At 33.2% G+C, this 26,314-nt stretch carries 23 protein-coding genes and 2 pseudogenes; 8 read left to right on the forward strand and 17 right to left on the reverse strand.

Annotated elements, in window-relative coordinates; genetic code table 11:
* Positions 1 to 180: 180 nt before the first annotated feature.
* The 8 genes from LO754_RS16800 to LO754_RS16835 form a co-directional block, all read right to left on the reverse strand.
* Positions 181 to 1,185 (reverse strand): hypothetical protein, encoded by a 1,005-nt coding sequence (locus tag LO754_RS16800; RefSeq protein WP_231784844.1) that lies wholly within the window; start codon positions 1,183 to 1,185, stop codon positions 181 to 183.
* Positions 1,186 to 1,422: 237 nt separating this feature from the next.
* Positions 1,423 to 1,752, reverse strand: a complete 330-nt coding sequence (locus LO754_RS16805; protein ID WP_231784845.1) for a hypothetical protein — start codon at positions 1,750 to 1,752, stop codon at positions 1,423 to 1,425.
* 199 nt (positions 1,753 to 1,951) lie between these two features.
* Complete coding sequence (locus LO754_RS16810; protein WP_231784846.1) at positions 1,952 to 2,206, reverse strand: hypothetical protein; 255 nt, start codon at positions 2,204 to 2,206, stop codon at positions 1,952 to 1,954.
* 264 nt (positions 2,207 to 2,470) lie between these two features.
* Entirely contained in the window at positions 2,471 to 3,148 is a 678-nt protein-coding gene (locus LO754_RS16815; RefSeq protein ID WP_231784847.1) for a hypothetical protein, read from the reverse strand.
* A 2-nt stretch (positions 3,149 to 3,150) separates the two neighbouring features.
* Entirely contained in the window at positions 3,151 to 3,357 is a 207-nt protein-coding gene (locus LO754_RS16820) for a hypothetical protein (protein ID WP_231784848.1), read from the reverse strand.
* Between the two features lie 5 nt (positions 3,358 to 3,362).
* Positions 3,363 to 3,842, reverse strand: coding sequence for a phBC6A51 family helix-turn-helix protein (locus tag LO754_RS16825; RefSeq protein ID WP_231784849.1), 480 nt, complete (start codon positions 3,840 to 3,842; stop codon positions 3,363 to 3,365).
* 17 nt (positions 3,843 to 3,859) lie between these two features.
* Positions 3,860 to 4,294 (reverse strand): hypothetical protein, encoded by a 435-nt coding sequence (locus LO754_RS16830; protein WP_231784850.1) that lies wholly within the window; start codon positions 4,292 to 4,294, stop codon positions 3,860 to 3,862.
* Between the two features lie 8 nt (positions 4,295 to 4,302).
* The gene (locus LO754_RS16835) at positions 4,303 to 4,536 is read right to left on the reverse strand and encodes a helix-turn-helix domain-containing protein (protein WP_231784851.1); all 234 of its coding nucleotides are present in this window, start codon (positions 4,534 to 4,536) and stop codon (positions 4,303 to 4,305) included.
* 833 nt (positions 4,537 to 5,369) lie between these two features.
* Here LO754_RS16835 and LO754_RS16840 point away from each other — a divergent pair.
* From LO754_RS16840 to LO754_RS16850, 3 genes are all read left to right on the forward strand, one after another.
* On the forward strand, positions 5,370 to 5,975 hold the full coding sequence (locus tag LO754_RS16840) for a recombinase family protein (RefSeq protein ID WP_231784852.1): 606 nt from the start codon (positions 5,370 to 5,372) through the stop codon (positions 5,973 to 5,975).
* 316 nt (positions 5,976 to 6,291) lie between these two features.
* Positions 6,292 to 6,597: a hypothetical protein gene (locus LO754_RS16845; protein WP_231784853.1), complete on the forward strand. Its 306-nt coding sequence runs from the start codon at positions 6,292 to 6,294 to the stop codon at positions 6,595 to 6,597.
* Between the two features lie 679 nt (positions 6,598 to 7,276).
* Positions 7,277 to 8,236, forward strand: coding sequence for a hypothetical protein (locus tag LO754_RS16850; RefSeq protein ID WP_231784854.1), 960 nt, complete (start codon positions 7,277 to 7,279; stop codon positions 8,234 to 8,236).
* A 102-nt stretch (positions 8,237 to 8,338) separates the two neighbouring features.
* On the opposite strand, the gene LO754_RS16855 is transcribed toward LO754_RS16850, so the two are convergent.
* From LO754_RS16855 to LO754_RS16880, 6 genes are all read right to left on the reverse strand, one after another.
* Positions 8,339 to 9,784, reverse strand: a complete 1,446-nt coding sequence (locus LO754_RS16855; RefSeq protein WP_231784855.1) for an ApeA N-terminal domain 1-containing protein — start codon at positions 9,782 to 9,784, stop codon at positions 8,339 to 8,341.
* Between the two features lie 191 nt (positions 9,785 to 9,975).
* On the reverse strand, positions 9,976 to 10,818 hold the full coding sequence (locus tag LO754_RS16860) for a hypothetical protein (RefSeq protein WP_231784856.1): 843 nt from the start codon (positions 10,816 to 10,818) through the stop codon (positions 9,976 to 9,978).
* A gap of 716 nt (positions 10,819 to 11,534) precedes the next feature.
* A complete protein-coding gene (locus LO754_RS16865; RefSeq protein ID WP_231784857.1) occupies positions 11,535 to 12,500 on the reverse strand; it encodes a site-specific integrase in 966 nt (321 codons plus the stop codon).
* A 225-nt stretch (positions 12,501 to 12,725) separates the two neighbouring features.
* Positions 12,726 to 13,352 (reverse strand): hypothetical protein, encoded by a 627-nt coding sequence (locus tag LO754_RS16870; protein WP_231784858.1) that lies wholly within the window; start codon positions 13,350 to 13,352, stop codon positions 12,726 to 12,728.
* Between the two features lie 635 nt (positions 13,353 to 13,987).
* Positions 13,988 to 15,682, reverse strand: a complete 1,695-nt coding sequence (locus LO754_RS16875) for a P-loop NTPase fold protein (RefSeq protein WP_231784859.1) — start codon at positions 15,680 to 15,682, stop codon at positions 13,988 to 13,990.
* A gap of 4 nt (positions 15,683 to 15,686) precedes the next feature.
* Positions 15,687 to 16,631, reverse strand: coding sequence for a P-loop NTPase fold protein (locus LO754_RS16880; protein ID WP_231784860.1), 945 nt, complete (start codon positions 16,629 to 16,631; stop codon positions 15,687 to 15,689).
* A 280-nt stretch (positions 16,632 to 16,911) separates the two neighbouring features.
* Between LO754_RS16880 and LO754_RS16885 the strand changes: the two genes are divergently transcribed.
* The 5 genes and pseudogenes from LO754_RS16885 to tnpC all read left to right on the forward strand — a co-directional run.
* Positions 16,912 to 17,187 carry a PD-(D/E)XK nuclease family protein gene (locus LO754_RS16885; protein WP_231784861.1) on the forward strand — a complete coding sequence of 92 codons (276 nt, stop codon included), beginning with the start codon at positions 16,912 to 16,914 and terminating at the stop codon, positions 17,185 to 17,187.
* Between the two features lie 79 nt (positions 17,188 to 17,266).
* Positions 17,267 to 17,461, forward strand: a complete 195-nt coding sequence (locus LO754_RS16890) for a hypothetical protein (protein ID WP_231784862.1) — start codon at positions 17,267 to 17,269, stop codon at positions 17,459 to 17,461.
* A complete protein-coding gene (tnpB, locus tag LO754_RS16895; protein ID WP_231784863.1) occupies positions 17,458 to 17,811 on the forward strand; it encodes an IS66 family insertion sequence element accessory protein TnpB in 354 nt (117 codons plus the stop codon). Before LO754_RS16890 ends, tnpB begins: the two co-directional genes overlap by 4 nt.
* 77 nt (positions 17,812 to 17,888) lie before the next feature.
* A complete protein-coding gene (locus LO754_RS16900; protein WP_231784864.1) occupies positions 17,889 to 18,176 on the forward strand; it encodes a hypothetical protein in 288 nt (95 codons plus the stop codon).
* Positions 18,059 to 18,817: pseudogene (gene tnpC, locus LO754_RS23895) on the forward strand (IS66 family transposase); the annotation flags it as partial. The gene LO754_RS16900 and the pseudogene tnpC, both read left to right, overlap by 118 nt.
* A 217-nt stretch (positions 18,818 to 19,034) precedes the next feature.
* Here the strand turns inward: tnpC and ltrA are convergent.
* From ltrA to LO754_RS16925, 3 genes and pseudogenes are all read right to left on the reverse strand, one after another.
* A pseudogene (ltrA, locus tag LO754_RS16915) lies at positions 19,035 to 20,278 on the reverse strand (group II intron reverse transcriptase/maturase).
* A 591-nt stretch (positions 20,279 to 20,869) separates the two neighbouring features.
* Positions 20,870 to 22,732: a DUF1998 domain-containing protein gene (gene drmB, locus LO754_RS16920; protein WP_231784865.1), complete on the reverse strand. Its 1,863-nt coding sequence runs from the start codon at positions 22,730 to 22,732 to the stop codon at positions 20,870 to 20,872.
* Positions 22,733 to 22,744: 12 nt separating this feature from the next.
* On the reverse strand, positions 22,745 to 26,308 hold the full coding sequence (locus LO754_RS16925) for a helicase-related protein (RefSeq protein ID WP_231784866.1): 3,564 nt from the start codon (positions 26,306 to 26,308) through the stop codon (positions 22,745 to 22,747).
* Positions 26,309 to 26,314: the final 6 nt, after the last annotated feature.

Raw genomic sequence — 26,314 nt, forward strand, 5'->3', positions numbered from 1 at the left:
ATATTTTAAGGTAATTCAATATTACAGTTCTCGAACTGTGACCGAGTTAATTCTATTATAGAATATCTTCTTCACAATCTGCAATATATTTCTAAATAACTTACCTCGAAATAATATTTATCATCAATGGTGGCTAAGAAGTAATATCATATAGATTCGGGTTTTATTGTATTCTAGTAATTAACGAATTACATTTCCAGCAAAATTCATCTTGTTGTAATCCGTAGAAGGATATTCTTTTAAAGAGGCTTCTATAATTCCATCTATTTCTTCATCTGAAAGTTTATTATTAAAATCCTTGGTACGTTGTGTATTTCTAATACTTTCTCGGAAACTTTGAATTGTAGATAAATCCATAATTGTTTCATCAACTAAATATTCCTTCAAGGTTCTACCATTTAATTCTGCTTCAAGAATATCTTTTTTATTCAATTGTCCTCTATTATTTGCCTTATTTTTATATAATGGTGTTTGTTCGCTTTTATTAACTTCTTGTCGTCTTAAACTGATAACTTTTTCCCAATATTTCTTTTCATCATAAAGATAAACACTTACAGTATATTTTTTAGGTATTAGGACTACAGGATAATCCAGTCCATTTGGTCCTTTTACACTCGGAACAAATTCTTCGAAATTACCCCACTTTTCATCAATGTGATTCCAATATTTTCGTTCTAACTTATAATCTCTTTTTATACCATACTTATCGCATTGACTAATTGTAAATTCAACTAGCTTTTTCTTAATCAAGCTAGCAACCAAATCCGACATTTTATCACAACCAAAATCATCAATGAACACTTGGAAATCTTCAATACGCCCTATAACCCCATTTGTTAACAATCCATTTGAATGTATATAATTAAAAATTTTATTTAGTCCTTCTTCACTATTACCAGTACCTTCGGGAAAGCCTTTAGTGTATCCTAAAAATATTTCATTAGATTCCCCAGAATTAACCAAATTTTCTCTAGCTTGTTTTATATTTTTTGTTTCATACAAATCAAATACTTTATTAAAGAAACTCAGTATTATGCTATCACACTCTTCAGAAAAAACATCCGACTCTGCTTCAATTCTAGTAGGGTCAATAAATAACTCGTTATCAAAATCTACCCTAACATTAAGAAAATCAAAATCCTTTTGCAAATTTGAACCCAATTTAAATTTTTCAGAAAATCTCATAAACATCCCCCCTATTAACTTCCTAGTTTTAATTATAGTATAATATTCATATAAATCAAAATATTCGACACACAAAAAATACAAAATTTTACACATATCGTCATTATATAAACTTCAAAAGGCAACTTACAATTTTCTTTACATCCCGAAGGATGCCAATACATATTTCTTTTTTTAATGAAAGATTTTTTGTCCATATAAAGTACCTCTATTCAAATAATTCTGTACTATATATTTTTAGACATCTTCCAGTTTAATCGCCCATTCAATCAATTGCTTTTTTAATAAACCCATTCTATTCTCACCCTCTGAAAAACAATAATCATAAATAAAATCACCAGCCATATCATCATCTGGTTCAAACCCCATATATAACATTAACTTCTCCTTATATTCAACTCTATTTAATCCTAAACTTTCTAAACAATGTTCCAACTCTCTATCATCATCTGCAAACCTACTAGATAGCCATGCTATTGTTTCATAATGTTTAAGAAGAACAACAGGCAAGACTTCAGAATCCAACTTACAAATGTTATTAATCATTTCCGCAGTTTTTTGTTCCATATATTTTTCACCTCAAATCCATTATAATTTACAAAAAATGTATACACCCGTATACTTTCGTTTACTTATAATTATTTTAATAAAACGGTTCAAACCCATTTCTACCAGTACCCTTACTTGCTTTTATTGCTTTTGAATTTTATTATTCAAAAATTTTCTGTTACAAAAAAAGAAGGTACATTTCTGCACCCTCAAAATTTTAGTTTTGCGTTAATCTGAATAGTACGCTTTCAACTTTTCCAACTCGTTTAGCTAAATCTTCAACTTCTAGTTTTGAAACTACATCTTGTAGAAGTTTAACATTACATTCAAACATTTCACCCAGATTATCAAGTGTGTTTTCAACTGCTTCAATTCGGCTTTCCACTGCATCAAAACGCTGGTTCATTTCTTGCTTCATTTCAAGCATTGTTTTGTTCATCTGTTCCAGTAATTCATAAATCATTTTGTCCATTGTGCCACACACTCCTAATATGTTTAATGTACCACGTCAAACTTGTACTCTGTTTGTTTACTTTATTTATGTTAACATACATGTCTTATAGTGTCGTACACGTTTAAACGTATACAGATTTAGATTCTAAGCGTTTCAGTTTTCGTTTTATGTATAGTTGTATTACTTAATTCGTCTCAATTGAAATCTGAAGGATGTGGGCATAAAAAAAGGTGCACTCATACCAGTTAATAAATAACTGATACAAGTGCTAGTGTGTGTTATTTAAATCAAACCTAATTTCTTGCCTTCCTCTAATTCATCTAGGAATTTTCTATCAAACGTACCATTATGGAATACATCACGCAATTCCTGATGTGTGATATCAATGCCTTGTTTGCCATTATAGCTATTGCTGAACAAGCTAGTATATACTGAATCATACGAATGGTAGTTATAAGCTTTCAATCCTAATTCAACCTTTAAATCTTCAATTTCTTTGCTTACGTTCCAAACCTCTTTATGTTCTTCAGCTACTTCATGTAATGTTTTCAGATATTCATACTTTGCCTGCAAAGCCTTATAACGTAATGCTTCTTCAGAACTAGCTTTTTCTTTACCGTATGCTGATAAATTGCTTTCCAGCTTATAAAGCAGTTCCAACAAGTCCTCGCGTTTATATGTGCTGATTTCATCCAATTTATAACCACAATCACGTAATGCTTCGTCTGCATCCTTTAGTCGCTTTTTAGCCTGCTGATATTCTTCATTTGTTGCAGTTCCTAAAACATATTTTTTGTGTGTTTCTTTAGCAGTTGCTTCAGCTTCAAAAAATACTTTTTCTAGTTGGTTATATTCAGCTTGTGCCATTTGTAATGCAGAATCATATCCAGTGTTAATCTGTTGTTGTTCAGCTAGTAATACTTTCATTGTTTCAGTTGCTTTATTAGTTTTCTTCGCCATAGTTATTTCATTTCCCCTTTTTCCATTTCGTTTACTCGTTCTGTTAATTCCATCACTGCTTTAGCGAGTAATACAATATGTTCTTGCATTTCTTCATTAGTCATTTTTGTTGGTAATTTAACACCGGCTTTTTTATTAGCAGTTACACTCTTACGTGAATTGTTATATCCTTTTGAAATTAATCCGTATGATTCTGAACTATATGCCATAAATATCAGTTCTCCTTCTTATTTGTTAATCGTTGTAGCAATCCTGCTTTTTTATCTTCTAATGTTTGTGCAGTTAAAGGCTTGTTATTATCTGAAATACCTAACGCCTGCATCCTCTCTCGCTTGTCAGCTTCAACAACATAGCTGAAAGTATTAAGGAATAGCTGAATATCTTTGATGTTTGGATTTTGCTTTTCAGAGATTTTGAGAATATGTTTTTTGATTCGCTGGTAAGCTTGTCTTTCATCATCCGGTATCACTACATCTTGCACTTCATCCAAATACCACTGAAAATCAGGATTCTCCAACCATTTGTAAAGTGTTTTCGTTGAAAGATTATTTTCTTTACAAAAATCTTGAATGTTCAAATTACCTTCAACATTAGCCTTCACATATTTACTTGCAAGTTGTGCTTGCTTATCATTTACAGTCATTGGAATTGGTATATTATCAATAATTGATTCACTGTTTTGTTGTACGTTCATTCACCAGCACCCCCTTCTTAAACTGTAATGGGTTTCTTTATAACTTCATTTCTTCCTAAAGTCTGCCAATCATCAATAAGACGTTGAACATCATTTTTATATAAGTTTGATTTCAGTAGTCGCTGGATAATCTTTAGACATCTGTTTTTATTAATCTTATGTCTGTTAATTTCACCAGATAAATCTTCCAAACTAGCTATTAATTTTGCTTTTGCATGCTTACCTGCATTTGCGAATGTTTTTAAATGCCCTGTACGTCTTTCATCTACATAAGGAATATCAACTGTAAAAGTAGTTCCTTTCACTTCAGAAATTGATTCTGAAAGTATCAGCATAATAATTCCTTTTTGTTGCTGGTGTGTATCTTCCATAATTGCTTTCTGAATGTATTGTAATTGGTCTGCAATGTGTTCCATTATGTTATTATTATTGTTCAGTAAGTCCTTCTTCATTGTTCAACTTATCCTTTCTGATTCATTTCATTAATCATCTGTTTTACTTTCAGAATGGTATCTGCATCCATTCCAAATGCTGAAAATACTTCTAGTAATTTTTGTTCTGTTTCTGCTTGAATCAGAACAGTTCCAGATTCAATCTTTGAAACTAATGAATCATGTACACCAATGAGTTCAGCCACATCTTTTTGCGTTAGGTTGCAAAACAATCTGCAATACTTTATTAATGTTGGTTGCATCAACGAACACCCCCTTTTGATTGCTGTTATTGAAATTCAAATTTCTTGAATAATAGACATAATAAAAAAGGATGCTGGTAATTAAACCAACACCCAAAAAACCAAATAATAAAATAAGATGGTAAGAAGCAATTCAAAAAGGCACTGGATAATACCTTTCTACTTATATAGTTCGTGAACACCCCATGAAGTAAGACGTATCATTCATAATTTAATAATAAAATAATTTTCTGTAATTTTTTCATGGGTTATATCAGGTATTGAATAGGTGAAAATTTAGTATGCCCCGATTATCTGAAGAAGTGCAGGATGGACTGAAAGATGTATAGTGTGTTTCAGGTTGATGTACTATTTGATATACAGTGAAGGAACTGCTTATGTACAGTAAAATAACTGAAGGTAAAATTTGAGTTCACATTTATATTCAGCATAAGAAAAAAGAAACTCCACCCCTCCACCCCTGATGGTGGGTATTTGAAATTTTGAATATTAATTTTCAAGACTATACCACTAGAAATATACTCACTCTACCTAATCCAGATTATGAACAAACGTATGCTTCATTTTCTATCTAAAATATTATCTGGTTTTGTGAACAAGAAGATATAAACAAGCATAATACTAGTGCTTTAATATATTGATAAAAGTTACTGCTATATGTTTCATTGGTGCAGTCTATAAAGGTACACCATTGTAGACGGTCTGAAAACAAGTATATATACGTCCATTAATTATGTGTAAAAGACCTTTATAAACGTCTATAAAATAATTGAACTTTATAGACTTTAAGTGTATATTAAGACTATCAACTTAATACATAGGTGGTTTTACTAATGGGAATCAATTTTGGATATATGCGAGTAAGTTCAACACAACAAAATTTAGATAGACAATATGAAGCGTTAAAAGGCTATGTGACTGATGAAAAATACATATACAAAGATAAATCCAGTGGTAAAGATATGGATAGAGAAGGATTCCAGAACCTACTAAAAGCAATGAGAAAAGGTGATACGCTTTATATAAAGTCTATTGACCGTTTAGGTCGTAATAAAGAACTTATTAAAGGCTATTTAGAGTATTTCAAACAAGAAGGCATACGTGTAAAAATCATTGATTTACCGACAACAATGCAAGACGTACCAGAAGGACAAGAATGGGTAATAGACATGATTAACAACATTATTATCGAAGTCTATACTTCCATAGCACAACAAGAACGAGAAACGATTCTACAACGTCAAAAAGAAGGTATTAAAATTGCTAAAGCTAAAGGTAAACATTTGGGTAGACCAGTTCTGGAACTACCTAAAGAATGGAGTAAACTGTACAAGGATTGGAAGGATGGAAAAATAACTGCCGTGACATTTATGGACAGTATCGGAATGAAGAAAGCTACATTCTATAAAAAGGTGAAAGAATATGAAGCTACACTGTAACAAGTGATAGCTTTTTTATATCTTCAATTAATAGTTGAAGATTAATATTCAATAAAATACCGTAAAGAAAAATAACTTGGCACATTTTCTTTTCCTCACCAGAAAGGTGATTTATGTACTTTTTCAGTCCTCATAAGCTTTTAGAATACTTCCCTAGTAAAATCTCCTCTCAAACAGTAGAACCACCTTAAAACGTAAATATAAGGCTTTCACACTCGTTAAAAATATTTTCATGGCTTGTGTCTGATTTTTTATTAAGCGTTGTTGAAAGGATGGAAGAGTAACTTACAAAAATACTTAAAAGGTGGAATTACTTATGACAAACACAATGAACATAAAAAAATTTACTGAAGAAGAACTGCAACTAATGATTGAAGAATTACAAGCTGGAAGGATGGGTGTACAAACACAAATAAATATGTTTGTTTACACTGAAGAAATTCTGTTTGCTTCACTGGATGATGCCCTTTTAGATGAACTGCTAATATTGGATGAAGAAGTACTGAAACGTTTTATAGAATATCATTTACTTCATGCTAATACTTATATTGATGAAAGTTTTTCAAAAGTACAAGCACAATTACTCGCTAAATTATATGATTTACTGTTTGATTCAGAATAAGGTTATTTATAGAACTGGTGTATGCTAGTTCTTTTTTTGTTTAATACGGTTTTGTTACGGTTATTTGCTGAAGAATAATAATATCACCGTTATTATGATGCTTCGCATTGGTGTCAAGGCTTCGCCTTTCCACCAAACTTAATTGAAATACATAAATAATTTAATTGGATAACACTGAAGAAGGAATAAATACTTGCCCATGTTCAGAGTAACAAAATTAAATATTTTTTTGTTTTGATAAAAGTTTGAAGACGAACTTGTTCGGCTTCTGCGTAAGCAATAATAACGGTTAAACCAGATACTTCTTCAGTTAAACAAGTATTCCCCATAAGATAAGAGTTACCAGAAACGCAAAAAAGCACCTTGAACCCTTGATGCCAATGGGTTTTCGGGCATTTTAGAAAGGGTAGAAAAAATGACCCAAATTGCAGTTTAAGGGGAGAAAAAGTGTCTATTTCTGTAGCAATATTTGTAAGTTACACTGAAGGATAAATGCGACAACACCCCTTTTTTATAAAAAATTTTCGTATATCGTCTTATTTCATACCAGTTTCATGAACCTATAAGTACAGAAAAGTAATAGCTGCTATTGTCTGTAACCTTTTAATTAATTGTTTAAAGGGTGAACGGTGAAAGGATGGTGCTTTTCTGAAACAAACAGATTAAGGGGAAATGTGAAATGGTTATGAAAAATGATACTGAAATTATTCAAATAGTAGACGAAAATGGAGAAGTCAAAACTGGTCTATTCATTGAAAATTATGAAGGTGGCTTTTATAGAAAAGAATCAATCGAGAAGATGAAAGCCTACCAAGCTGAAAAAAAGAATTATGAATTATTCCAAGATATAGCTGGAGGTTTTACATTTATGTTGACTGATACATTGAAAGAACTACACAATGACACACATTTTAATGATATGGATAAAGCTAGAATCATATTTTTAGGTACTTTCTGTTCCTATGAAACTTCTGGAAGATACCTATTATTCAACAATAACAAACCAATACTTAAAAACAATCTGCAAGAACTGTTGGAAATCACGAATAAGAAAGAATTTTATAAGTTTTATAATAAGCTGATTGAAACTGGAATCGTTGAAGAAGAAAAAATAAGCCGTACTGAAGTGAAACTAAAATGGAATAGCAAATACCACTTTAAAGGTAAAGCAAATAAACGTGGTGCATCCAGCACTGATACAGTTAAAACTTATGATAATCAAATTCAAGAACTGTACAAAGCAAAAGATGCAAAAGGTAAAAACATCAACACACCTAAAAACCTATACATTCTATTTATGCTATTGCCTTATATCAATATGGAATCTGGTGTGTTATGCAGACAACAACACATTCAAGATGAAACTGCTTGTAAACCATTAACTTTAGATGATTTAGCTGAAATGTTCGATTATCCTAAAACATCATTGTTAAAAAACAAACTATTAAAATGTAAACTACATGAAACAAATGTGTTTTTTATTGGTGAAGGTATGCAGAACCGTAAAAAGTACACACGTATTTTTGTTAATCCCTTTGTAGCTAATAGAAGTGGTAAAACACCGAATACTTCACTGCTTGCAATGTTTCCAGATACAGAAAAAGCGATTGTAAATCACCTACAATCTAAAAGAACATGATTTATAACTTCATATTGTAGCTTTTCTACAAGAATATATAAGAAGGGAGATTGTTTCATGATGCTAACAATTTCCCCAATTTTCTTTATTCATGGAAACCTTTTAATTTAAGACTTTTTTAGCATTCCGAATATATCCTGATAGTTTAGGACTTTCCTTTATTCTTTCCAATACAATCTCTTCATCAATGCCTAAATCAACTAAAATTATTAAAGTAATTATAGCTTGCATTCTCATAATCGCATGTAGTAATGAGTTAGTTTCCTCTAAGATATTTTTCTTACCCGATTTGTCAAAATGAGTTAAATAATTCCTACTATCCACTAATTGCATGATAAATTTATCACGATTTCTACTATTTCCAATCAGATATAATTTCGATTCTTTTGACAAAGAATTAATAATTTCTTTTAAACGCTTACCAAGATTAACCTCATTACCATGTTGTTTCATTGCCTCAATTTTGGCTGTAAATTCAGGAATTTCTTTTTCCACAAATCCTATAAGCTTTTCCATATAAGAATTGTAATCACTTTCTAAAAATAACTTCGAGTCAAATTTTCGTCTATGGTAAATCTCTAGTGACTGAATATAACTTAAAAAGCTAGAATTTAAATACATAGGTTTATAAAATTCGTCAGAGTACAATTCTAATACAACCTTATAGTTTTGATGAAATTTAAACCAATTATTCATAATAACATTTATATTACCCTCAATATCATCAAATTTTATAAGTGCACTCATAGGATTAAATTTATCTTTCAACTTCATTTTTCTTACAGTTCGAAAATGCATATATCTATATCTACGTTTATTTTCTTCTTCGTCCCAAGTTGTATCAAAATCTCCATAGTAAATTACACAAGTTTCATATATTGGCTGGTTAATCAATGTAGTTAACAAACTTCTAATTGCATTTATCTTTTGTTTATACCAATCTAAATCTTTCGTATCGTTCGGTGTAATTTTCAAACCTGCTTTATTTGTCCAATTGAAATATTGAAAATCAGCTTTGCCTTCTGGAACATCAACTTCTTCTATTAGAAAATTTTGTTCTTCAATAAAAACTTTAAAGTTCTCTGCATCGTTCCATTCAATGCTTTTAAGATAAGTGCTATTATCTTCTGTTATGTATTTTTTTGAATAATGCTTTCTTTGTAACCAATCGGCCAAATAAGAATGAAACACAACCATAGAGTGGAAATTTATATCATTCTTATTTTCAAAATGTCCCCCAACGATAAATTCAGTAACTATAAAACTTTGAGTAGTGAATCCTGGTGCACTAAATTCAGAACTAGATAAAACTAAGTTAAATAAACTAAATTTCTCCCCTTTGTCTGAAAAACCATATAATGTGCCATAACGACGAGAATCATCAAATAACTCATCCTCACTAATGCGACCTATCAATTCTAAAGTTATTCTGTCGTGTTTGTAGAATAATATCCCTGAAACTTCTATTTCAGAATTTGGAATCCACCAAATTCCTTTTATTTCAAATTCATCTAATAAAGTCTGCTTCATTGCCTTGTGACCTGCCATAGTGACCTCCTAAATAATAAATTCATTTATCTTCCATATTTTATTTAATCATTTTTTTACTTTATTTACTTGAAATAAATATGCAGCTAGAATTTAGAACAACAGCTTCATGCTAAAATGACTGCCTACATTTATAATCTAATAGAACCTGAAGTATAGACAGTCAAAATTTATTGAACTAGTATTAGCAGTTATGATTGTCTATTAAATTGTAAAATTGAAATCTTCTCCCAAAATTCTGTAAATGCACTATGATAGTAATAATAATCTATTTCCTCAATACAAAAAACAATTTCTAAATTGGTAGTTAAATTTACTTCCATTAAAACCCCTAAATTAGACTTTATAAAATATTCTGGTCTTATTTCCATTAATTCACTTGCAGAACGACCACACCCATGTTTGAAAGCATTTGATAATAAACTACATTCTCTAATTATCTCCCAATACTTGCTATTTACTATACTTTCTTTAAATTCAATAGGTGAGTACATTCCCATAGAATTATCTACATCCACCCATACAGTATGGTTTGTAACAGTTAACTCTAGTTTTCGTAATACTTTTTCTAAAGCACCAAAATTCACATAAAACTTACTGTACTCATTACTAACTTTATTATAATTAAATGCTTCATTTAGCTTATCCTCATCAATATGGAATTCTGTCATTCCTTCATAAAGCCACCTTCTTAAATTTTGTTCAAAAATCTGGTAAAGATTACTCAATGAAGTTAAGATAAAATAGTAATACATTAACTTTTCATTTTCCAATTTTTTTAATGCATATTCAGTTGCTTCATCTTCAAATTCCTCTGGATTAATAAATAATCCTGTTTTGTTATTCTTTAAATCTTCCATTCTTTCTTCTACAAATCTATTGTAAACCACCTCTGTTTTTTCAATTAATTCACTATAAATTACAGTGTAAATTTTCTTGTAGTTTTCCAATATTGCTTCATGCAAGTTTAAATTTTTTTCTTTTTCTGCTGGGGAATAGAAAAAATTAATATTATCCGTTTTAATTTTTCTCACTAAAACACCTCTGTTTAATCATTCATATTTATTTATATTCGACTGTCTATGATAAAATCCTTGTTTCATACATGAAGCCAGAATTGAGGAAAACGGCTTGGTGCAAAATTGACTGCCTACATTTCAGAAAACTAACTTAATAGTTTAACTGAAACATAGACAGCCATTGCCACATGAATCCGTCATTTGAGGTATCCGTATATGTATGCCCTTGTTAAATGTGTTCTTTCAAACAATACATCTACTATCTACTTCTGCCCCCGATAGTTCTTATAATCCGTTTTACACACCTTCTGTATGTATCGTAAATGCTTATCCTACTATTATGAGGAACTCTGCAACAATTACAATGTGTGATGTATTCTGCATAACCGTAGTCAATCAGACCTTCCACTCCTAGCCGTTAATGGTCGCTAACACCATTCAGCTACATTAGTGAACAAGGACACTAATATTTGTAGCCTATTCCGTAGTTTGCAGTGTGACGGACGGCACTGACCAGTTTATTTTTGATTGGTGTTAATGGGCTACCACCAAAGAGTTCTTCCTAAAAAAGACAATAGGAAAGTAGACCTTTGCATTTTACGTTTTTTAAGGTAAAATAAAGGCAATATAACTCATATTTAATTGTAGATGGTCTATATTTAATGTTGAGTTTGGTCACCTATTGCGAGTAGGTGGCTTTTTTGTTTTTCAGCTATTATCCATAATTACTCTTAAAGATAATCTTTCAATTTATCTGCTATATCAGTTAATTCTGTATGTAAATACTTTGTAGTTACAGATAAATCGTTATGCCCCAATGCCTTTGAGACTAATAACAAATCATTTGATTTTGTATATAAGTTTTTGGCAAATCCACGTCTTAAAGTATGGGGATTTATATTATTGATTCCATACTTCACTGTATATTTCCGAAGTTGTTTTTGAATTGAATTGGATGTAATAGAATTAGAGGTTGGTTTTCCTTTAATCGTAATAAATAAATTATCATTATGTTCTTTGTATTCATCTCTGATTAAACGGTTCTGTTTTATCATTATCTGTAACAAAAAAGTCAATTGTTCATCTATCGGTAAAATTAAACCTTTATGATTCTTCATAACCTCTCCATCAAGTTGTAATCTTTGATTAACAAAATCAACTTGCTGTTCTTTCATTCTTGCAATTGTTCCAATCCGTAATCCACAACGGTACATCAGTAAAACAGCCGTGGCATTTCTCAAATCTAAAAACTTTGTATAGTCCAGAACAGATAATAATAAATTAACGTCTTCATCTGTAGCACCTTCTTTGATTACAGTATCCACTTTAATATTTACAGACCGCCAAAACTTATTGGTGAACCATCCATTATCAAAACAACGTCCTAAAAATGCTTTGAAACACTTTAAGCGTGTTAATTTAGTTGTATTCTTTACGTTCATCTTTTCAAGCCAAACGTAAATAATATCACTGGTTATATCTATCAGATATTCAACTTTAGTGTCTCTGATAAAATAACGAACAATTGTACGGTAATCGTATAACGTTCTTTCTCGACAGCCACCCACTTCAAGTTGCTTTAAAATTACAGATAAAGCTTTTTCAACTGTTAAATCATTTCGTTTCTCTTCATGCTTTCTAACTTGAATTAACGGTTGTTCAATTTGAATATCGAATATTCCCTTCTTTTTAGACAAAGAAAAAAGCACCTCCGCATACAATTCTTTAGTACAGAAACTCGATTGACCGAGTACTGTAAAATTGAATCATAAGCGAAAGTGCTTATTTCTCTAAGTATAACGTTATAAAACTGTACGTCCCAGGAGGGAATTTTATATTCCTTAAACGCCTTGGTATTAAAGATTCTTTAATCTTGTTGTGTAGAAAATGTGTAGAAAAAAATATAGTTGAATTTATTTTAATTATTGATTTAATACCTTAACGGCTCTTTTTGCTATTTCTCTGTTATTAATTATAATCAGTGTAAGTTTTTCTTTAGCCCTTGTTGCCAATTGGTAAAACATTCGTACTACATCATAATATGGCGCACAAGTCGCATTCAGTTTCCCTGTACCTTCATAGTTAAGATAATAACTTATCTCTTTTCCTTCTAACCAATCAACAAAATGCTTAAAATTATCCCTTAACACTAAACTATCATCTTCAGCTATATATTCATAAAGAGAATTACTAGATTTCACATATGTAAAAGTCCAAGCTTCTCTACCTGTACTTCTCAAATAATAACTATTTTGCTTAAGCTGTTTTTTAATAGCTTCTTCTGTACTTGTTTCTTTTAATTCAATATTAATAATATAATCCTGAGCAACTTTTAAAATATCAAATTGTTTAGATATTTGTGGAATACTATAATCATAAAAATAATCATTAAAAATATTTATTTTACTACAGTTCTTTTCGACTTCTTCAACAAAACTACTTAAAGTTGCTAACTCTCTACGATTAATACTTCTATTGTTTAAATAATCTTCAACCAATCCTTCTTCAAAAAGTAACTTTAGTGTTAATAAATTAATTTTCTTTACCATAAATACACCTTCTATCGATTTAATAAAAAGCAAATAGTTTAACAACTAAACCACACGAATACAATTACAATTTTACCTATTAATATTTAAGAATACAAATATTACCACTAGTTCTTTATCTTAACTCTCTGTCTATATCCTTTAAAATAACTTTGTCACTTAAGTCACTCCATTATTGAAGAATAGTTCTGACTAAAATTATATTTCGGCAATATAAGAAGTATAACAGGTTTAAGACATACACATCCGAGTATATTACTTTATAAAGATATTTCCGTTCTGTATGTATCTGAACGCTTAGGACAAGCTAATATAGAAATTACAACCTCCACATATGCACACGTTTTAAAAGAGCTACGTGAGCGTGATTCAAAACAGATTGATAACATTTTTTTGGTTGTTATACCAAATATATAAATGATAGTTATAAACCGAATTATCCAATATAAAAAGCCATAAATATTGTATTAACAATTTTTACGGCTTTTTGATATTTCCCCACACTTCCATTTGGAAATGTTTCCTATAAACATAATCAATCTGCAAAACTAATACGTACATATCAAGTTTTAAGATCGTGATGACTTAGGAGGATATACGCTTAAATAAAGAACAAACATTAAAATTTCTTCAGACTAAAACCTTTTATTATGCTGCTCTACTTTTTCCAATATATTTTGGATGCTCTTTTGTTGCTCTTCACTAGCTATTCCTAATCCTAAAAACAATTGTTTTTGCTTTTTAAAATTAGCATTCATTTCACATTTAATATTTTGCTTTTCACTATTTTCAAGTGCATCTGATAACTCATATATGATATAGGGAATGGCTTGCTTCATACCATTTTTAATTTTTTTTCCAGCTTCAAATTCAGTTATTTCTCCATCCTGTTCAAGTTCAGAAATATACTTTTCGATCGTTTCATTTTCAATATTTCCAAGTAATTTTTGATAAAAAATGACATCATCTATTATTCCATCTAGAAAATAATTAACAATCTCTTTAAATCTTGAGATACTTGTTATATATTCTGTAAACTTCTTCCTTCTTAATGCCTCATCATCTTCTATCTGTACAAAATAATCAAGTATTATATGATATCTATTTTGCGAATTAGTCTTTAGAATATTCTCCAGTGAACTTTCTTTAAATATTTTGCTAATTACTTTGTCAATCTGCTCAATAGCTAATGAATCTTTCCGTTTATTATTGATATTAGATCTAAGAATAATTAATAATAATAATGCGTACGGCTCTTTAAACAAAGAAGAACGTAAAAATACATCTCGTTTTTCAAGATAATTTACATACATATATTTCTCAATATTATATTGAATTTGATATTCAAGAGATTCTATATATTTAACCTTTAATAAATCTATCAAGTTTAAGATTGCTTCGTCACTTTGTTGAATTACATCATTTTCCATCTTAGCATAAATATCATTCAATGGATACAAAGCACAAATCCTATTAAATTCCTCCATACTATCATTCTTATTTTCTACTAATAACGAGTAAAAGAATTGTAATTCTTCTTGTGATATTTGGTTTTCAGCAGTTGAATACATAAAATACTTTGAAAAGTAAATCTGATTAGAAATCGAAAGCTGACTATTCGGCAAGTCGGTTTGTCTTTCCTTACGAATATAATTACCAAAGACATTGGCCATCGCAGGAAATAGTTTTACAATAATCCGACCATACTCAGAATACTTTTTCTTGAATTCATCAATTTCTTCATTTTCTTTAAAAGATTTTGGATCTTCCTGATACAAAATATAAGGATGCATACGAATCCAGTCATACAATGCTGGCGAAGTTACTTTAATTACTAACAAATAAAGCAAATCGTCTACAAATACCTCTTTTTTTAGAATTGGAACAAAAATTTGAACAAGGTTTAAATATCTTTTTATGTTACGAATTGTACGGAACATAGACATATTAGCTACTGGATATATCGTAGAATTAATATTTTCAATGAATCCTGTCTTAATATTATGTTCTTGTAAAATTTCTTCCAACCCATCAATAAGAAACTTTTTCAATTGCATCTCATCAACTTTAGGTAGATATATCGGTATTTGAATAAACTTTTCCAAATACGCTCTTCCTTTAATTTTTTGTTGTTCTTCAGTACCTTGTTGTCCATAGACTAGGCCTAGTGCTAAGGAAACAACCTCTTCATCCAAAGCAAGTACATAAACAACATTCGGAAAGTCACATATGAGACGAATTAATTTAAACACGGTTATAATTTCTTCTCGATCAAGCCTATCTAAGTCGTCGATAAAGACAACTATTTTCTTATCAAATTTAATTAACATATTATCAATTGTTTTTTACGGCTTTTATATCTGATTCTTCTGGTAAAAACCCTTTAAATAAATCTCCTATACGAAGTGTCACTCCATTAGACCTTAATTGAAGTGACTTAAAGAAATTGGAATAAGTAGCCAATTCTTTTTCAAGGGCTGTATCGTGAAAATTTGATTTTTTTATCTGATCTGCAAAGGACTCCAGGAATTCTAAAATAATACCATCCGTTTTCTCACCAAAATACCAAGGTGTAAAGTTCATTATTACTTGTTCTTTTGGCATCTCGTCATTCATCATTGCGAAAAGTGAAGATTTCCCAGAACCCCAAGGCCCATATACACCAATTGTCAATTTACCGTTACTTTTAATGATAGGATTGATTAATTCTTTAGCAAATTTTTTTCTATTTAATACATCCTTTTCACTCGTTTGTAGCGGATCGTCAGTAACTAATAATATAGAGTTTTTCTTATCATCTTTTCTCTCTTTATTATTCTTAATTTCTAGATAAAATGATCTAATTAAAATAATAACAAGTATAACTAAAGATAATTCAGAAAGACAAAAAAGAATATCGAACATATCTGAGAATATATCTCCTTCTAAAGAGACGAAGTGATTTCCCATTGTCTTATAATTAACAAATATACTTATTGAAATTGTAAATAACAGTAGGTGCCGTTTACTTGTCATTAACTGTTTTTCAAAGAAGAAACTCTTAATACCTCCTCCAATTAGTATAAAGATAGTCAAAATAGTTACAACAAAAAAGAAAATCCAAAGGGGGATATGTAGATTAGTAGGGATAAAGCTAGTCGAATTAGGGACAACTGTCCGCAATCCAGTTAGAGCACTATAGAATACCAGAAAACCTATTAGAATAGTAAAAACGGGGATTTTAAGGTTCGATATCTTGCTCAACCAACTATATTCATCCTTTTGTTCTTCCTTACTCATTAATAAATATGTCACTCCTTTCCATAATAATTCTAAGTATACATTATCACGATTTTAATTGTATGATTCTTCAACAAAACTGTTAGGATTTGAAGTACTTTAAGTTGGTTCAAACTTATTCTAGCTGAATCTTTAGACGTCCCTATTAGAAGCAAAAAATCGTTAAAATTCTATAAATATTTTAACAAGTAATAAAATGAACTATGTCTCAATCTAGAAGTCTATTGTATTATTGACACTGTGCTTTTTTAAAAAAATATAATAAAAAGGGAGCTATTCAATGCCTAATAATTTACTTAATAATCAAGATTTTATTGAATTAAAAAAGACGTTAGATTACTTCGATCCGTTTAGAGTTTTAGGGGTTGGAAGATTTGAAAATAGGCACTCAAATGTCATAGGTTGGCTACTAGATCCAAAGGGGAATCATCAAATGGGTGAGGAATTTATTAATAATTTCCTTAGGTCTGTTCTAATTTATAATGATTGTTTAAATAGGTATAAGGAAATTAATTTATACTCCTATCATTCAGATAAAGAAGGGGGTGAAGCGTAAGCCCGTAATCAAATAACGCATATAAATGACCAGGCACCTCCGGTACGATAGACGTATCAACTAAAGGAGGTGCTTCTTTATGCTAACGAACAAACTAACAATTGTTCCTGTGACACTAAAACCCATCGCTGACGAATCTTCATCCACAATTCCATTACAAAATTCTTCAGAGCCGAGCTGTGTCATTAAAACAGCTAGTGCTGAAATTTCCTTCTTCAATGGCGTAGATGAGCGCATCATCCAAATGATTATGAAGGAGTTGAACAAACAATGAAGCATGATTTTACGAACGTGCAAAATATCTACATGATTTGTGGCAAGACCGATATGCGTAAAGGTATTGACGGTCTCGCAACGCTCATTCAGGATTCTTGTGAACTAGATCCCTACAGCGATTCTATCTTCTTATTTTCTGGTTGGAGCAAGGACCGTTATAAATGTTTATATTTTGATGGGGATGGCTTCGCCATGCTTTACAAACGATTAGATAATGGCAAGTTACAATGGCCAAAAGATGAAAATGAAGTACGTAATCTTTCACAACAGGAGCTTCGCTGGCTGCTAGAAGGATTATCACTGCAACAACCAAAAGCGATTGCGAAATCAACAAAAGGTGTCTTTTAAACTCACTTACCAACATGGTATAATCATCCATAATTTATACTGAACGAAATGTGGTGAATGATTTGGGAAACGCCTCTATGCCAACTGAAAAAGTTGTTCAACTTCTTGAGGAACAATTAACGTATATGAAGCAACAAAATGGAGATTTATCTAACCAAAACAAAGATTTATTGAAACGAATTGAAGTGTTAACTGAACAGATTCATCAACTAACAAAAGCTTTATACAGATCCAAAACGGAAAAGTCTCAGACGGAAAATCCGGTCAATCGAATGCCTACAATTGGGTGTTCCGAAGCGTACCAAGCCAAGGACCAATCATCGTCCTGTTTCAAAGTGCCTTATCAAGAAGTCGTTCTGTTTTAGCAGGCTTTACAGCTAACTTTAAAGGAACCGTGATTTGTGATGGGTATTCTGCATACGGAAATTTACCTGATGTCACGTTCGCCAACTGTTGGGCGCATGTGCGACGTTATTGGCTCAAAGCTGATAGCAAAAACGGCAAAATTGGCGTCGATTATTGTGATCAACTGTATCACTTAGAACGTCAATTTAAGTGTCTTTCACCAGGTAAACGCCGAAAAGCAAGGCAAAAACAGTCAAAGCCGATTGTAGAGAAGTTTCTAAAATGGGTAGACGAATCGCCTTTCTTCGGGAAAAATGCCTTAGCTTAAGCAGCAGAATACACATTAAATCGCATCCACGGATTAAAAGCATTTCTGGACGATGGTAGGATTGAAATCGATAATAATCCAGCCGAAAATGCGATTCGTCCGAATGTGATTGGTCGTAAGAACTGGCTTTTCTCTGTTAGTGAAGCCGGTGCTAAAGCGAATGCGATCTGTTTAAGTTTGGCTGAAACAGCAAAAGCAAATGGTATCGACTTTTATCAATACCTAGTGAAGTTAATGACAGAGTTGCCGAATTTACCGATTCATCAGCACCCAGAGATTTTAAACGATTACATGCCTTGGGCGAAAAATATCCAAGTAACATGTGCAAAATAGCCGTTTATCTGAAATTTTTTTCAGATAAACGGCTATTCGTCGTGCGTACCGTAAAGCTGCGCTTTTTTATATTTCGGGCTTACAGTATACAAACCATTTTCAAAAATTATGGGATATTTCAAATGAAATAACTTAACTTGAAAATCGAGTAGGAGGGAGTGATTAACTCCCGACCTCTCACACCACCGTACGTACGGTTCCGTATACGGCGGTTCAATTAAGATGAATAACGCAAAGTTTTATAACGAACTTGCAGACTTTTCAGCCCTTGGCTTTCCCAATAGGAATTGCCGAGGGTTCTGTGTAATATGGGGCTTTTTGAGGTGCGCCAGTATCCTTTTCGTGTATTTCCCCATTCGTATGCTTTTCCGTATGGAACTTTTAAACGAATGAGATTTCTGACTCTTGTTCGGGGTTTCTTCCAATTCTTCCAAAGACACATTCGCAACCTTCTCTTAATCCAACTGTCTAATCTGTTGAATATTGAAGAGGTGTCTGCGAGCGCAAAATATCCGCACCATCCAATTAAATATTGGTTTAATTGCTCGATACGGTATTCCATGGAGTAAGGCATCTTTCTTGAGGTAATTTCTCGTATTTTCTTTTTCATTCGAACGAGGCTTGATTTCGCAATGCGAACCTTAGGTTCTTTATGAACTGTGAAACTGAATCCTAAGAATTTCCGTTTCCACGGGCGGTCTACCGCTGACTTCTTTTCATTGACTTTCAGTCGAAGTCTTTCTTCGATAAATCGTTGTACACTCGCCATGACTCGCAGTCCTGCACGTTCTGTCTTCACATAAATATTGCAATCATCTGCGTATCGAACGAACTTATGTCCACGTTTCTCTAACTCTTTATCTAGCTCATCTAGAACGATGTTTGAAAGTAAAGGACATAAAGGACCACCTTGTGGTGTTCCTTCTTCTGTACTAGAAACCACTCCATTTATCATGACACCAGCTTGGAGATATTTACGAATTAGTTTTAATAAGGATTTATCTGAAATTCGTTTCGCTAATGTTGCCATTAAGCGGTCATGATTAACCTTATCGAAGAACTGACCCATCGATAACCTTCTTTTAAATAACCCTTCGCTTTTCGGACTGCGTCATGAGCACTCCGATTTGGTCGGAATCCATAACTGTTGTCCGAGAAAGTTTGGTCATATTCCTTAGATAATATCTGCGATATAGCTTGTTGAATCAAACGGTCTGTCACGGTTGGGATTCCTAATAGACGCACACCGCCGTCTGGTTTCGGGATTTCGACACGTCGTACCGGTTGCGGTTCATAGGTCCCCGCTAGAATTTGCGCTTTAATGGATGCCCAATTTTCGAGGATGTGCTGACGTAAGGTTTGTACGGGCATCATGTCTACTCCATGGCTTCCTTTATTCGCTTCCACTCGCTTTAATGCTTGTATCATATTCGGACGTGCTAGAATTTGATTCAACATCACCATTTCATTCCTTTCCGTGAATAGCTTATCTTCTTATGCCCATCTGAACTACACCCTCCGCCAATACCCTCATGGACTTCACCATTACTTTCTAAGCGTGAGGTTTCTCTGTTTTCTGTGTTCCTTCATTCGAGATGGAATGCCAAGGGCTATTCTCTCTTAATTGTTCAGTCCTTCCAAGTCATTCTAGACTCACTTGTACTATGACCTCTGCTGACTTCTGATGGTTCAGCTACTTGTCACCAAGTAGGTTATGAAGGGTACTTCACGTTTCCATCAGACCTCCCCGGGTAAGCGTATGCACTTTCACACCATCTATCTGCCTCATTTACTCGATATGACCTTCGACAGAAAGGACTTTGTTTTGTAATGCAAACTCATCCAATCATACCTAGCCTTCTATGAGATTCGTGTTCCTCGGACCGGTGTTTTGCCTCCAGCTTCCTTCAGATTCCGCGTCGCCACGGACACCCTTGCTCTTGGCTAACCTCTACTTCTGTCTTTGGGGTTCGGGACTTGCACCCTATAGTTCATACGCATGCCGGGCGCACATTCAAAAAGAAACCCATTAAATTTAATGGGTTTCTTTTTCTATTTAAAATAACCAACATCAGAACCTATTAATAAGTTTCTATCTAAATATAGATTCCAAAATTCACAAGAAGTTTCCGGTATATGAGAACAATTATAACAAGCCGCACCATTAACACCATTAATACCTTGTCCCTGAGACTGTCCTAACTCTGTACAGACTGGATCTGAGCTACACCATTCGGCTTTATTTTTTGCTTTATCAATAATATGAAAGATTTTGCTTTTCAGCCCTAAACGAACAAGGCCTCCTAATGTCCCTTCCCCATCACCAGCCGAAATATAAATTAGTACACCGTATTGATTTTTATCTAAATACAAACGTTCGCGAATAGAGGCACGGTTATAACCACAAACATTCGCTAATTCATCAATGATAAAGTGCGAAAACGTATGCAGCATAATATTTCCTGGTGTTAAAATCGTTTCATCCCGGTGATTGACATGTGCGACACGTTGCTTATAACGATGGAAATATTTTCTTACAGAAGGAGAAGATTCCCATTTCTCTATTTGCTCTAGATTAAACTGAATGAAAATACCTTCACCATATACTTCATTGACTGGTAACCATAGGTCTTTTGCTTTTTCTAAGTCTTTATACAAAAACGGATAATAGTTGCTGTAATCTGTTGTATTTTTATAATCTTTACGGTCAAAACCGTAAAGTGCTGTCGTTTCTTTTAAACGAAGTACGCGTGAGATACGCTCAAAGTAGTTGCTATAATAATTCGCCTCGTCAGCATCATATTCATACATCCATTCAGGATCTACTTTCAGCTCTTTTGAATTCACATCTGTTGTTAACTTTTCAAATTCTTTTTCTTTAATTAATAAACCTGGTTTTTCAAGTTGCTCATCCGTATATTCAAATTGCACGCCAGATTCAATATAGAGCAACGCTTCTTTAATATCTTCGTCGGTAATTTGTTTACCTAACTCAAAGCGGAGGCTGTTGCGAATATATTGTACTTTATTTTCTTCACTATCCATTAAATTCAGCGTTGCACGAATTAAAAACTTTGATGGTGATTGAATTTTCGAAACGACTGTGTCGACATTTTCACTATAATCACCTGGAATCGCCAATGCGCTAATTTTTTTTGCCATATAGACATTTATGGAGTTACGTAAAATTGCCACTGGTGCAGCACTGCAAGCTTCTGCTTCCGTACTACACCACGGACGTTCACCTCGACATGTATACTTATTGGATTTCGATGAGTTTAGTTGTTCCCCTAAATAGCTTGTCCCTTTTTCTTTATCCTCTGAAGTAATACGGTTTAAATCACGTGAGGCCTTGCACCCTTCACAAGTGACTCGCCATGAATCAAGCGTTGTACCTCCGCTTGTTTGAATTATTAAATTACCTTTGCATGTCGTCGCTTCGTCACTATGTACCCATTCACGCCATGGAAAATCGGATAAATGCCCGTGCTCGCAAATAACAACGAATGGAACTTGTTTAAATTGGCGCTTCTGCTGACATTTAGGGCAATCAACATACACTGTCGTTTGATCAAGTTCTAGCTCTTTTAGTGTACGGCACGAGCCACAGTAATGCCACTTAGGAAAACGCATAAGTGGAATTACTAAATTACTATTTGGTACTACTTCCACTTTACTTTTCGATTTTTTACGAAACTCTGGTGGTTTATAAAATTTATCTACTTTCAATACAGATTTCAAACGTGGTTCATGTACTTCAAATTCTTGTAATTCTGTTGATAGGTTGCCATGGAAGTCTCTAAACCATAAATCTAATGCGCCAACAACGGCGGTTTCACCTTCTGGACTAATGACAAGTGAACCTGGACCTTCCGTACCTACCAACTTCGAACGTCTCATCGGTAAATATCTCATTGTACCCCTCCCTTAATCAAAACTAAAACCTTCAATTTCTTCTTCTAATGCGGTAATAGAAGCTAAACATTCCGCATCTACACTACGTAACGAATTTATTACTGCTATACTGCTAGGATGTTTTTCTGCATCAGCTAATTTGCCTGCTTCGTGCATTAAACCACGTTGAGTGTCCGATATGCGCCACGTTTCGTAACGTCCCTTTAATAATGCATTCATAAATGTTGCAAACTGCCCTTTCATTGTTTCTACTTGTTCCTCATCAATTAATTCAACACGTTGCAAGAAACGCTCGAGGAATTGTATGAAGCGCTCATCTTTACGAGCTCGATCGACTTCATTCATTGTAGGTTCTTTTGCAAGTCCGCTATGCAAACGTTGTCGTATAAATCCAATAATAACCGCAGTTAGACCACGTTCTAATGAAGCCGTTGAAAATGGTGTTAAACTTGTCGTTTCCACTTGTGCATATAAGCGCTGATGGTAACCGATAAAATGTTCGAAGTGTGATTTATCACGCGAATTTTGATTAGAATAAATCGTTACAATCAAGCCTGGACGTTCATCTGGACGACGCCCTACGCGACCGCTTACTTGAATATATTGCGCAGTCATTTTCGGCTGTCCGACAATACCCATTAATGATAAACGGTCGATATCAACACCTACTTCAATAATATTCGACGCCAAGCATGCGTTCAGTGCTTCGGTATAACCTTTAGCATTTTTCACTTCGTAAGGAACGTTTAAATCATCAATGGTTTTTGTAATTTCGTGACTTTGTTTACGTGACGTAAGCTCAAGTGATGAGAAAATAGCGCGTCGTTCTTTGAAATCGATCCCTTCACGCTGAACTAACGCTTCAATATATGTCTGAATATCACTACTAAATAAGTTTAGACCCGCACCTAAATCGCGTAAGCTGTTATAAAACGATAGCAATGTCCAGAATGGATCTTTTTCATTTTCTGGGAAGCTATTTACTTTTTGCAATAACGCTGAATACGTCATAACTTGTGCCATGAGGATACGTACTTTCGATGGGAAAACCCCAATATATTTACGACCTGGTTTTGGTAAGCCCTGCTCATCAACTGCGACTTTAGAAAAGAAAGAATCTCCAATATCTATTCCTGGATTTGGAAACAGACGAGCGTTTTCACGTCCAAATAAACATTTAGCTTGCTCTTCGAATTCTTTAATTGTCGCTGTAGCTGAAATAATTTTTGGCTTAATTGGTTCCGCACCTCTATCGTCAATACAAAGTTCTTCAATTAATACTTCATATAAGCCTGTTAGCGTACCAAGTGGACCCGAAATTAAGTGGAGCTCATCTTGAATAATAATTTGCGGAGGCGAAAGTTCCCGCTCACCTTCTTCATTAATACCAAATAATCGACGCGCCTCATTACGCCACGTAATTTGTACAAATTTGTCTATTGTACCAATTAAAAAAGTCGGCTGTTTTTTATAAATCATTTCATCGACGAAGTACACAGGAATTTCGTTGTTAAAGTGGCAACTTGTATCAGGACAATGGACAATTAGATCACCGTCTACGATTTTAAAACCGATAGCTGTCGATTCATTTTGCTTTGCCCCTTTGCCTTTAATTTTTATTTTGCCAATTTCACAACCACACCATGGACAACGTGTAATAGCTAAATTATCGGAGCCTTGTGGCTGTTGCATTTTTCTCACTTCACGAATGGCATCGACTGTTCGGTTTGGTGTTATTTTTGATCCTACCCAAATTCCTATAGAATACGGTGTAGATCCTAGTTCATGTGGATTGTCACGGCGAATAAACTCCATTCCACATAGTAAGCGCGACGCACGCTGGAATTGGTCTGCTGTTAAAAGGCGCAATGTATAACGCATAATAATATCTACACCTGCATCATTTTTATCGACTAAACGTCGATAAAACATTTGGAATGCTGCAACCCCTAAATATGCTTCCGTTTTACCTCCTCCAGTTGGGAACCAAATTAAATCGACAATTTCACGGTCAAACGACTCTTTTTCCACAAGTGATTGAATCGACATTAAAAAAAATGCGATTTGGAATGCTCGCCAACTATTTGGCTGGTCTTGTAAATGCATCATTTTATCCATTACTCTTTCAAATGATTCGTCAATGATGAGATCTAATGAGCTGCTAGACTGCTCTCGCATATAATACGCTTTACGAGGTATTTTACCGTTAATTTGCTGTAATAATATTGCTTTATTGGCGTATTTAAACGCCTTTAATACATGCGGTTGTTGGAGTAACGCTAGCCCTTTTTCCATACGTATTAAACTTTCACGACATAGTGTTAAGTTAGCTTTCGCAGCATCAAGTAATTCAGTTTTTGTAATCGTAGTGGTAACTTCTTCATCCCGCTCATCAATCCATTTACGATAACCGTGTACAAGTGGCTGTAAAATGTTTATTACGTCATCGTATTTTTCAACATTCATTAGATGGCGCATTTCAATTTTCAACGGTACCTTTTGACCACCTACTTCTATTTCTATGTCTGGCGTCATACTTTCTGTCTCATATGTAGGGATAAACGTTGTAGAGAACTCACGAATTGATTTCGCTTTGTAATCCCACGTTACTGTACAATTATGACCGAACGCATAGTTTAACTTATTTTTGAATAATAGTTCGTTATTCCATTCATCTTTTGTTAAATCTATATTACGTTCCGATATTTTTGGATAGTTTAAAAAGTCCCCTTCGTTTGCGCTAATTGTAATTTTCGATTGAAAAATGGCATATTCATCTTTATTGAAGGTTAATGGTGGTGATGACACATTAATTGCCGTCACAGTCAATAACCCAAAGTGTTCCTTCATACGGCACTGCACATGCAATTTTAATTTGTAGCGTGAAACCGGTGTATTAACACCATCTACTAGTTCTACATCGTATTCTTTATAGCTAATTTTTTTCGTTGTATCAAAATCAGCTAATTGTACTGTAACATTAGCGCTAACCGATTTTCGTAGCCACCAATCTTCTTTAAATTGATATTGTTTATCGAAACCAGATTTCTTGTCTTTAGCGAATATGTCTGCCTCAATTCGATGTTTATCGTAAACACCTCCCGTAAATACAGTGTTAAACGATTGCACACCATTCGCTAAACAAAAAGTCACACCCATGCTGGAAATTTTTTGATCGTTTTGCTGTACTTGTGGTGGAGCATCTTCTAATCCTTCTTCTTCATCGATTTCTTCACGTGCCACTTCATCTTGCTCTTTATAAAACTCTTCATTTTCTGTTTCAAAATCGAGCTTTTCGTACACATCATCATCAAATGTTTCCACTTCAAACGGATACAGCATACCTGCTGCGTAACGACGTGAAGGTGAATCACCTTGTAATACTTCTTCTTTTTCTGAAGCATGAAAATAATAGTAATTAGCATTTAATTCATCGAAAGTTGTAAATTTCGTGTCGACATTAGGGTTAAATTCCACAGTTGCCTTTTCAATATCACCAGGACCGACTATTTCTTGTTCCACAGCAGCAATGAGTGCTTCACGATTTTTTAACGCTGATGCTAGTTTTGTATTCACATTAAT

The organism is Lysinibacillus sp. GJ-1, assembly GCF_021166035.1.
In the GTDB taxonomy this organism is placed as follows: Bacteria; Bacillota; Bacilli; order Bacillales_A; family Planococcaceae; genus Lysinibacillus; species Lysinibacillus sphaericus.